The sequence below is a fragment of the Phyllobacterium sp. P5_D12 genome, assembly GCF_054049495.1.
Window position 1 is genome coordinate 1 of the sequence record NZ_JBFUMG010000112.1, and the last position, 10,847, is coordinate 10,847.

Here is a 10,847-nt window from a genome sequence, read left to right on the forward strand (position 1 = left end):
GAAAGACTGTGAGCATTGAACAGAGAAGCAGCTCAAACATGACTCAGATACCCCCGCCTGCGGTGTCAGATTTCGGCTCCGGTTCAGGCGGGGAGACGATTGCCTCATCCTCGCCGGTTCTAGCGCGCCCGGAGAGTTTCTCGAGCGACTGCGCAATTGAAACCATCGGCGAGGAGAAATCCGGAAAATCAATCAATGCCAGCAACAGGCCGGCGATCCAGAAGATATGGTTGTGGGTAAACAGGGAAATGAGCGCCAGGACGGCCACAATCTCCATTTGCACCTTTTTCCCCCGGTGCGCCATTTGCTCCGGTAGGGCATGCAGCCGGAAATAGAAATTGCCGACGATGAGGATCATTGCCAACAGGAACACGACGACCCCGCTGAACAGCCAGTCGGTTTGACCGGGGGCGGTGATAAAAACCGGCAGATGTTCGATCGCTGCCGGGTGTATTGCGTCGGCCATTTGTTCCGTTCCCCTCAGTGCTTCATGGCCGCGGTCGACCATTCATCCCACGCGGCCAATGCTGTCCGCGCAAGCGCAGCATGCATGTTGATGAATTTCGAAGAAAGTACGTAACAGTAACTAAGCGGGGAACAGCTGTTTTGCAGCGCGAGGCTCGAAAGGCCTCGCGCCTTTTTTTGCTATTGAGCGGCGGGGGCTTCTTCCACTGCCACTTTACGTTTGCGGCCGAAAGACCGGAGTGCGACGTAGAACACCGGTGTCAGGAACAGGCCGAAGAACGTAACGCCGAGCATGCCGGAAAACACCGCCGTACCGAGCGACTGGCGCATTTCGGCACCTGGTCCCTGTGCGATCATCAGCGGGACAACGCCGAAGATGAAGGCGAAGGCGGTCATCAGGATCGGACGCAGGCGCAGGCGGCTGGCCTCGATCGCAGCTTCGACCGGTGTGGCACCTTCCTCCTGGTGTTGCCGGGCGAATTCGACGATGAGAATCGCGTTCTTCGCCGCCAGGCCAATCAGGACGACAAGCCCGATCTGCGTCAGGATATTGTTGTCCATACCTCGCAGATGCACGCCGATGAGTGCAGCCAGCACGGCCAATGGAACGATCAGGATGATCGCCAGCGGCAGGACCCAGCTTTCATATTGGGCCGCGAGCGCAAGAAAGACGAAAACCACTGAAAGGCCGAATATCAGTATCGCCGTATTTCCTGTGCTTCTCTCCTGCAATGCAAGCTCGGTCCAGTTGAAAGTTGTGCCAGGCGGCAAGGTTTTCGCCGCAAGCTCTTCCATCTTGTCGAGCCCTGTACCGGTAGAAACTCCGGAGGCAGAATTGCCCTGAAGCGGAACCGACACGTACATATTGTACCGCTGCACGAGTGATGGTCCGGTTGTATCTCTGATTTCGACAAGTGTACCCAGCGGGACCAGCGCGCCAGTCGCCGAGCGAACTTTCAGCGCGAGAATGTCCGCTCGATCCACGCGGAATTGCTGATCGGCCTGCGCGCGCACTTGATAAACACGGCCGTAAGCGTTGAAATCGTTCACATAAGACGTGCCGAGATTGATCGACAGCGCTTCAAAAATGTTCGGAATAGGTACGTTCAATGCCCGAGCCTTGTCGCGATCGATCTCGAGGAAATATTGCGGGCTTGAGGCGGAGAACGTCGTATAGACGCCGGTAAGGCCAGGTGTCTGGTTGGCTTCTCCCATCATCTGTTGGGCCAGGCCCAGTACGCGGCGCATGTCGGAACTGTCGCGATCGAGGAGCTGCATCTTGAAACCACCGGCGTTGCCGACACCGCGAATGGATGGCGGCGGCACAGCGATGATAAAGGCTTCCTGAATGCTCTGCAGACTTCCATATATCTGGCCAATGATGGAAGTCGCCGATTGGCCGTTCTTGATCCGCTCGTCGAACGGCTGGAACGGCGCGAAAACAACGCCGGCATTCGAAGCATTGGTGAAAGTCGCGCCACTGAAGCCGGCGAAGGCGACCGAGTTTCTAACGCCGGGAATGCCACGGATAATCTTCGAAGCCTCTTGGACAACCGCATCGGTGCGGGCGAGGGAGGCTCCGTCCGGCAGCTGGATAACGACGATGGCATAGCCCTGATCCATCTGGGGAATGAAGCCGCGCGGTACCAGATTCGACATATACCATGTGGCCCCAAGCAGTCCGACGAACACGAGAAGCGACGCGAGGAGGCCGATCGTTGATCCCACAAGGTGCCTTACGATCCAGGAATAGCCCGATGCCATTCTATCGAAGCCTCTGTTGAAGCCGTTGGCGAGGCTTCGCCCGAAACGCGCGAGCGGATTGTTGGAAACCGCGTGATCGTGTGGACGCAGGACAATTGCTGCCAGGGCGGGCGAAAGCGTGAGCGAGTTGAGAGCCGAAATCGCTGTCGCCGCAGAAATCGTCACGGCAAATTGCAGGTAGAACTGGCCGGAAATGCCGGGAATGAAAGCCGTTGGTACGAACACCGCAATCAGCACCAGCGAGATGGCGATAACAGCGGTGCCCACTTCATCCATGGTGGTATGCGACGCCTGCTTTGGTGTCATGCCAGATGCCAGGTTACGTTCCACGTTTTCGACGACGACAATCGCATCATCGACGACGATACCAATGGCAAGAACGAGACCGAACAAGGTCAGCATATTCAGCGAAAAGCCGAATGCCAGAAGAATGGCGAACGTGCCGATCAACGAGACCGGTATGGCAACGATAGGAATGATTGCGGTACGCCAGGATTGCAGGAAGACGAGCACGACAAGCGCGACGAGAATCACAGCTTCGAAGATCGTCGTGTAAACATCGTTGATCGACTCAGCGATGAATTCCGTCGGATCATAGACGATGTCGTATTTGAKGCCTGGAGGGAAATCCTTGGCAAGCTCCTGCATTGTGGATTTGATGGTCGCCGCAGCTGCCAGCGCATTGGTGCCAGGCCGGCTGAAAATACCGAGCGCAACGGCGGGACTGCCATCGAGGTAGCTGTTGGTCACATAGTCTTTCGCACCAAGTTCAATGCGGGCGACATCCTGCAACTGGACCAAGCGGCCATCTGCGCCAGTCTTGACGATGACATAGCGAAATTGCCTGGCATCTTCGAACCGGCCCTGCATCGTGACAGTATACTGAAAGGCGTTTGTGCCAGACGTTGGCGGGCCGCCGATTTCACCGCCGTTGACCTGTACGTTCTGGTCACGCAAGGCCTGCACCACATCGCCTGACGTCATGCTGTAGGAGGCGAGTTTCTGCGGATCGAGCCAGACACGCATCGAATATTGACGCTCACCGAAAATGGTGATGTCGCCGACGCCGTCGAGCCGTAGCAGCACGTCGCGGATGCGGGTGTTGGCATAGTTCGACGCGTAGAGCTGGTCATATCGGTTATCCGGCGAAAGCACGTGCACGACCATCATCAGGTCTGGCGAGCTTTTCGTCGTGGTTATGCCGTTGCGCTGGACGTCTTCCGGCAGCTGAGGCACAGCGATCGCGACGCGGTTCTGCACAAGGACCTGTGCCTTGTCGAGATCGGTGCCGAGCTTGAAGGTGATGGTCAGCGACATCGAGCCGTCGGCTGTCGAATAGGATGACATGTAAAGCATGTCCTCGACGCCGTTGATCTGCTGCTCGATCGGCGTGGCTACAGTATTCGCGATGGTTTCCGCATCGGCGCCCGGATAGGAGGTTCGCACCACGATGGTCGGCGGAGCGATTTCTGGATATTGGGCGACGGGGAGCTGCGTATAGGCAATGCTGCCGACAAGCAGCAGCACGATCGAAAGGACAGATGCAAAGATCGGCCGATCGATGAAGAAATGCGCAAATCTCATTGACTGGCCTCCGCCGTCTTCGCCTCTGGCGGAAGCTGGACGAGTTCGGGTTTAACCTTGCCGCCGGGGCGAACGCGCATCAACCCATTAACGACGATCGTCTCATCACCGGTCAGCCCCTCGCGAATGACGCGGTAGCCATAAAGCTTGGGACCCGGGCGAACCGGCTTGCTCGTGACAGTGCCGTCCTCAGCGACGACAAAGACGACGCGTTCATTCTGGTCCGAGCCGACGGCTTCGTCAGGGACCAAAATCCCCTTATAGGTGTTCGAAGCGGCCACTTCGACGCGGCCGAAAAGCCCCGGCTGCAGAATAAACTCGGGATTGGCGAAGCGAGCGCGAACGCGCATCGTTCCTGTCGCATCATCAAGCCGATTTTCAGCAAAGTCGAGTTTGCCCTTGACTGGYGGTTCGTTGGAGTCCGTGAGTTTGACCGTGACGTCGAGGCCGCCACCACCTTCCTGCAAGTTGCTGCCACGTTCGCGCGCCGTCCGTGCATAGTTGAGCAGGTTGCGCTCATCGACGTCGAAGTAGAAATCGATTGGATCAAGCGAGACGATGGTGGTCAGGATCGTGTCATTGGCATTGACCAGATTGCCCACTGAAATCAGCCGGCGATCGATGCGGCCATCCTGCGGGGCAGTGATCTGTGTATATGTAAGATTGAGCTGAGCACCGTCTACCGCTGCCTCAGCGCCAGCCACACTGGCTTGACCCGCGAGGAAAGCGCGCCGCTGGTCATCGAGCGTCGAGACTGAGAGCGTGCCGCTGCCGGTGAGCGACTCCGTCCGCTTGTACTGTGCCTCAGCGTAAGTCAGCGTTGTCTTGGCAACTTCTAGCGACGATTTTGCCTGTGCCAGCGCGGTAACGTAAGGCCGCTGGTCAATTGTGAACAGCGGATCGCCTTTCTTTACCAATGCGCCATCGGTGAAGTGAACTGTATCGAGATATCCATCGATACGTGAACGGACGGCAACCTGATCGACGGCTTCAAATCGTCCGATAAACTCATCGCTGTCAACCACGTCGCGCACGACAGGCTTTGCAACCGTCACAGTCGGGGGAGGAGGTGGAGCCGCGGCTTCCTGGGCGAGGGCTGCCGATGCCGACAAGGTAGCGGCGGTAAAACCAAGTTTTAGGGCTGTAAACAACGCGCGTGACAAGGGATAGGCCTCCATGGCAATGAGACTTCCAGTGTGTGGTACGGGGAAAAATGCCAATCTGCTCAATCGATTGAAATGGCTCGAAGACAGGTTTCCGCGGACGATCAATCTAATATTGCAAGTCAGTTCACAGAGCTTCGAATACGACGACTTTCGGACAAGGCGTGGTCATAATCGATCTGTTTCAAAACCCCGTGCGGGCAGATTTGCACAGTTCGATTTCGTTGTCACCCTGCAATCGCGGGTGGCAATTCGCTGGTGACAAGCAATTTCGTTCGCTGCCAAGGCTCCACCATTGATTTTTATACGTAAGGCAAGTAAAGGGAGCGACCAGTCGGTAAGGGTGCAATTTCTTCCACAACTTTGTGCCATATTTTGTGATACAATCTATGCTGCAAATTAAGAGTTGAGTTAGAAATAAAGCAATAAAATCAATACGGATGGTAGGAGGTATACTCACTTCATCCGTACCGGAAGCCACGATGGCATGAGGTTTTTCTCCCGCAATTTGGCAGCCAAGCCGGAAACGGCGGGACAAATGTTAAAAAAGTGAAGGTTTGGACATGCAGGTTACTGAAACGCTCAATGAAGGGCTGAAGCGCGAGATCAAGGTCGTTGTTCCGGCCAAGGATCTGGAAGCAAAGCTTTCCGAACGCCTCCAAGGCGCCAGCGCAAAAGCGCGCATCAATGGTTTCCGTCCAGGCAAAGTGCCGATGGCGCACCTGCGCAAGATGTACGGCAAGTCATTCATGGCTGAAGTCGTCAATGAGATTTTGAGCGATTCTTCACGCACGATCCTTGCTGAACGCAATGAAAAGTCGGCTACCCAGCCTGAGGTCGTCATGACCGAAGACGAGAAGGAAGCGGACAAGGTATTGAGCGGCCAGGCCGATTTCGAATTCTCGTTGAATTATGAAGTTCTGCCTGCCATCGAGATCAAGGACACCTCCAAGATCAACGTCACGCGCGAAGTTGTTGACGTCTCCGACGAGGAAGTCGAAGAGCAAGTCAAGCGCGTTGCAAGCTCTGCACAGACCTTCGAAACGAAGAAGGGCAAAGCTGACAGCGGCGACCGCATCACGATGGATTACCTCGGCAAGGTCGACGACGTTCCTTTCGATGGCGGCGCCGATAGCGACGCGACGCTGGTCCTCGGTTCCGGCCAGTTCATCCCGGGCTTCGAAGATCAGTTGATCGGAACCAAGGCCGGCGATGAAAAGCAGATCAAGGTCACGTTCCCGGCCGAATATCAGGCCGCGCATCTTGCAGGCAAGGATGCAACCTTCGACGTAACCGTCAAGGAAGTTGCCAAGCCGGGCGAACTCGAAATCAATGACGAGACTGCCAAGAAGCTTGGCATCGAAAGCGCCGACCGCCTGCGTCAGGTCATCCGCGAGCAGATCGAAAGCCAATACGGCAAGTTCACTCGTCAAAAGGTGAAGCGCCAGATACTTGACGCGCTCGACAGCGAATATCAGTTCGAGTCGCCAGAACGTCTGGTCAATGCCGAGTTCAACAACATCTGGGCACAGATCGGCCACGACCTGCAGGAAGCCGGCAAGACCTTCGAAGACGAAGACACGACGGAAGAAGAGGCTCGCGACGAGTATCGCAAGCTGGCTGAACGCCGCGTTCGTCTCGGTCTCGTTCTTTCGGAAATCGGCAACAAGGCCGGTATCGAAGTGACCGAAGACGAGCTGCAGCGTGCCGTTTACGATCAGGTTCGCCAGTATCCTGGTCAGGAACAGCAGATCTATGAATTCTTCCGCAAGACGCCGGAAGCAGTCAACAATCTGCGCGCTCCGATCTTCGAGGAAAAGGTAGTCGATCACCTTTTGTCGAACATCAACGTCACCGACAAGAAGGTGACCAAGGAAGCGCTGATGGCCGATGACGAGGCTGACGCCAAGTCGGATGAAGCCAAGAAGCCTGCCAAGAAGGCGGCGCCGAAAAAGGCCGCGAAGAAGAAGACAGACGACGAGGCATAAGCCTCAACCAATGATCTGAAAAAGGCCGCTTCAAGCGGCCTTTTTTGTTGATGTGGCTACGCAGGCAGTTCAATAAGCCCGTGCCAGCAAAACAGCTGCGCGGACGATATCGGCGTTGTCGGTGGCCATCTTGCCCGAAGGCAGTAGTCTGCCATCCTCAAGGCCAATGCGGCTGTCATAGCCGCGCGCCATTGCTTCCCTGAACATCGGCCATACACTGGCTTCATCGCCATGCAACAGAATTGGAAGCGTAAAATCGGCTTGCTGGAGAACGGATATGATGCCGGTTGCGGCGGAGAAACCTTCTTCGAAGTCCTGTTCATTGATTTCGATCAATACGCGCAGGCATCTAGGGGCGGTGGATAAAGCAATAAAGCGTTCCGCATCACTCACGGACCACAGGCCGGCTTCGATGCCCATGCCTTTACCCAGGACGAGCGAGATCATCTCCGCTGCGTCCTCTTCAATGAGGTTGATGGAAACGTAATCCGGCAGCACGGTCCATTGCTCGATCGGCTTGTGCCGGGCCTTGCCTCCGGGCGGAATGCGCCAGTGGGTGGATAGTCCGACGGGAACACCGGGGACGCTGGAGCGGATTGCCAGAATTGCCTCTGCGACATCATCGGGCTCAAGGCTCTCGGCACCATCCGCACCGCGTGGGTGTACATGAAGTTCCCGTGCGCCAGCAGCAACACTTTGCGCCGCATCATGGGCGAGTTCTGCCGCGGTAAAAGGGACAGCAGCATGAAAGTCCCGGGCTCGTCCGCCATTCAAACAGGCTTGCAGCATGATTTGCACTCCGATGAGATCTCGACGGGATTTATCATAGCGGAATTGGTACTGACCGCACATTTTGATCGCGTTTGCGATTGTCTCAGAAAAGTTTGAGGCCCTTCAGGCTGGCATGGCCGTTCTTGCCGATGATGATGTGATCATGCACGACAATACCCATTTGTGCTCCGATATTGGCGATCGTCCTCGTCATTTCAATATCGGCTTTTGAGGGGGTAGGGTCACCGGAAGGGTGGTTGTGCGCGAGGATGATGCCACTCGCAGCGAGTTGCAACGCTCGCGCAATGACCTCGCGCGGATAGACTGGCGTATGGTCCACCGTCCCGACCTGTTGCACTTCGTCGGCGATCAAAGCATTTTTCTTGTCCAGAAACAGGATGCGAAATTGTTCGCGCGACTCATATGCCATCGCCGCGACGCAATAATCCATAACCTTGCTCCAGGAGCTCAACACCGTCTTTTCGCGAATGTCGCTTCGGATCACGCGATGGGTCAGTGCGGCAACGAGCTTGAGGTCGAAGGTAACGGCGGGACCGCACCCCTTCACTTCGCGCAAAAGATGTTCTGGAGCGCCAAGGACCTCTGCCAGTGATCCGAAACGAGCCAGGAGAGCCTTGGCCAGAGGTTTCGTATCGCCTTGCTTGATCGATCGGTACAGCAATAKTTCCAGCATTTCGTAGTCGGCAAATCCCGCATGCCCGACTTTTTGAAACCGCTGTCTTACCCGCTCGCGATGCCCATGATAATGCGGAAGTTCCCCTTCAGAATCGCTCTTCTGCTCCGCGTTGCGGACGACGCTATCGGCTGCAACGGGTGGTTGTTTGGGAGAGAGTTTTGCGGAGGGCTCGTTGAAGAAGAAAGTCTGTTCCGGCTTTTCTTCGCTCATTGAGCTACCATCCTATTCGAGTTTCAATCCCGGCGCGAACAGGCCGGCAGGAGACAGGGTGAAAACCTCGCAGCCGTCCTTGGTGACACCCACCGTATGCTCATATTGCGCGGTAAGCGAACGATCGCGCGTAACAGCTGTCCAGCCATCGGCGAGCACTTTCACATGCGGACGGCCGAGATTGATCATCGGCTCGATGGTGAAGATCATGCCCTCGCGCAGTTCGACGCCTTCATTCGGCGTGCCGTAATGCAGAATGTTCGGGGCGTCGTGGAAAAGCCGGCCGACACCATGGCCGCAGAAATCCCGCACGACCGAGCAACGTTCTGATTCCGCATAGGTCTGGATGGCTGCGCCGATAGCGCCGGTACGCGCGCCGGGACGCACGGCGGCAATGCCCCGCATCAGGCTCTCATGCGTGACCTCCATCAGACGCTCGGCTGCGCGCTTGATTTCGCCAACCGGGTACATGCGGCTGGAATCGCCATGCCAGCCGTCAAGGATATAGGTCACGTCGATATTGACGATATCGCCTTCCCGCAGCGGCTTGTCGTCGGGGATACCGTGGCAAACCACGTGATTGATCGAGGTACAGCTCGACTTCGTATAACCGCGATAATTGAGTGTGGCAGGCAGAGCGCCGTGATCCGCACCGAATTCGAAGACAAAACGATCGATGGTGTTGGTTGTGACGCCCGGCGCAACGATGGACGCGAGTTCATCCAGGCAGCGTGCGGTCAACAGGCAAGCCTTGCGCATCGCCTCAAACCCTTCCGGGCCGTGCAGCCTGATCTGCCCGGTATTTTTCAAGGGCGCGCTCTGTGCGTCGAGATAGGTAACCATATTCTTTCCGGTTGGCGTCAATCGATAATTGGCATTGTGCTGATAGCAGCGATACCCGTGGGTGTGATGTGGCATTTTACTGCGTAAGCTTCAACCCCGCGCTGCATCGCCCGCTCGAAAGCCGCCGCAKAGACAGGATCAAGATCGCCGCAGATTTTCAAACGTTCGCAGTCTCCGCGCTGGATGACATAAAGCATGATACCACGATGACCGTTTTCAACCATGTTGCCAAGCTCATCCAGATGTTTTGCGCCTCGTGCGGTTGGAGAATCGGGAAATTCTGCAAGTCCGGCAGACCTTGAAAAATGCACGTTCTTGACCTCGACATAGGCGTCAGGACGATTTGGGTCGCGAAAAAGTATATCGATGCGCGAATTCGTCCCGTATTTTTGCTCGCGCTTAAACTCCGCATAGCCGCTCAACGAGGGCAGGAGACCCGACAGGATCGCTTCTTCGGCAATGCGGTTTGGCAGGCCCGTATTGATGCCAACCATGATGCCTTGCGCTTCAACCAGCTGCAAAGTGTGCGGATACTTGCGTTTCAACCCGTCCGAAACCGACAACCACACCCTGATGCCCGGATCCGTCAGGCCAAGCATGGAGCCGGTATTGGGAACCGAGCTCGTGATCGGATTGCCGTCGTCCAGAATAATGTCAGCGAGAAAACGCTTGTAGCGTTGGACCAGCCGGCCGGTGACGAGAGCGGAAGCGAATATCATGGGGAGGATGTAACCGAGATGACGGACTGCGACAACATCCCGGTACCGCGTATAAAAAAACCTGCCTCTGAAAGGCAGGTTGAGTTTGCTCTGGGGTGGGAGAATCGGGCCAGCTTGGAGGTCTAACTGGACCCTGCTGCCGCAAATCAATGTGGCAGTACCTAGATAATAGGTCAGCTGCCGATTCGGGTCTCATAACTTTGTCTAACAGGCGGTGACAAAGCTTGAAAGAACCGGGCTGTTCTAATCAGCAAGAGTGTCACATGCTACGCAAAGGGACGAAACTCATCAGGAGGAGACGTGATGAAACTCAAGTTTTTCCTACCGTTTGCTGCTCTCGCTGCACTTGGTTTGGCAGCCTGCGACAACAAACCATCTGAAGGTAATACCACGCCGCCCGCGACGACATCTGAACCGGCAGCACCTGCTCCGGCACCAGCCACACCCGCCCCGGATCCCGCAAAACCAGCGCCTGCCAACTAGGCTGCAGTAAGACAACACCAGACGGCCAGCTCACCCGGAGTTGGCCGTTTTCTGTTGCAAACAAACATCCCAAGATGAGAGCTCTTGCAGGCAAGCAATTGAATTTTCGAGAGAAAACCTGGTACGCCCAAGGGGAATCGAACCCCTGTTTGCGCCGTGA

The 10,847-nt window shown here is 56.1% G+C and carries 9 protein-coding genes; 2 read left to right on the forward strand and 7 right to left on the reverse strand.

The window, feature by feature from the left end; all coding sequences use genetic code 11:
* Positions 1 to 43 precede the first annotated feature (43 nt).
* From ACXJ5O_RS10040 to ACXJ5O_RS10050, 3 genes are all read right to left on the reverse strand, one after another.
* Positions 44 to 466: a hypothetical protein gene (locus tag ACXJ5O_RS10040; RefSeq protein ID WP_457299765.1), complete on the reverse strand. Its 423-nt coding sequence runs from the start codon at positions 464 to 466 to the stop codon at positions 44 to 46.
* A gap of 179 nt (positions 467 to 645) precedes the next feature.
* Complete coding sequence (locus tag ACXJ5O_RS10045; RefSeq protein WP_457299766.1) at positions 646 to 3,813, reverse strand: efflux RND transporter permease subunit; 3,168 nt, start codon at positions 3,811 to 3,813, stop codon at positions 646 to 648.
* Entirely contained in the window at positions 3,810 to 4,976 is a 1,167-nt protein-coding gene (locus tag ACXJ5O_RS10050; protein ID WP_457299772.1) for an efflux RND transporter periplasmic adaptor subunit, read from the reverse strand. The genes ACXJ5O_RS10045 and ACXJ5O_RS10050 overlap by 4 nt, the downstream gene beginning before the upstream one ends.
* A 563-nt stretch (positions 4,977 to 5,539) precedes the next feature.
* Between ACXJ5O_RS10050 and tig the strand changes: the two genes are divergently transcribed.
* Positions 5,540 to 6,964, forward strand: a complete 1,425-nt coding sequence (tig, locus tag ACXJ5O_RS10055; RefSeq protein WP_457299767.1) for a trigger factor — start codon at positions 5,540 to 5,542, stop codon at positions 6,962 to 6,964.
* A 69-nt stretch (positions 6,965 to 7,033) separates the two neighbouring features.
* Here tig and ACXJ5O_RS10060 read toward each other — a convergent pair whose 3' ends face one another.
* From ACXJ5O_RS10060 to sfsA, 4 genes are all read right to left on the reverse strand, one after another.
* Complete coding sequence (locus ACXJ5O_RS10060) at positions 7,034 to 7,753, reverse strand: 3-keto-5-aminohexanoate cleavage protein (protein ID WP_457299768.1); 720 nt, start codon at positions 7,751 to 7,753, stop codon at positions 7,034 to 7,036.
* A gap of 85 nt (positions 7,754 to 7,838) precedes the next feature.
* Complete coding sequence (gene radC, locus ACXJ5O_RS10065) at positions 7,839 to 8,642, reverse strand: RadC family protein (protein ID WP_457299769.1); 804 nt, start codon at positions 8,640 to 8,642, stop codon at positions 7,839 to 7,841.
* A gap of 12 nt (positions 8,643 to 8,654) precedes the next feature.
* Complete coding sequence (gene map / locus ACXJ5O_RS10070) at positions 8,655 to 9,485, reverse strand: type I methionyl aminopeptidase (protein ID WP_114429001.1); 831 nt, start codon at positions 9,483 to 9,485, stop codon at positions 8,655 to 8,657.
* A 17-nt stretch (positions 9,486 to 9,502) separates the two neighbouring features.
* Positions 9,503 to 10,204, reverse strand: coding sequence for a DNA/RNA nuclease SfsA (gene sfsA, locus ACXJ5O_RS10075; protein ID WP_457299770.1), 702 nt, complete (start codon positions 10,202 to 10,204; stop codon positions 9,503 to 9,505).
* A gap of 303 nt (positions 10,205 to 10,507) precedes the next feature.
* Between sfsA and ACXJ5O_RS10080 the strand changes: the two genes are divergently transcribed.
* Positions 10,508 to 10,687 (forward strand): hypothetical protein, encoded by a 180-nt coding sequence (locus ACXJ5O_RS10080; protein ID WP_457299771.1) that lies wholly within the window; start codon positions 10,508 to 10,510, stop codon positions 10,685 to 10,687.
* Positions 10,688 to 10,847: the final 160 nt, after the last annotated feature.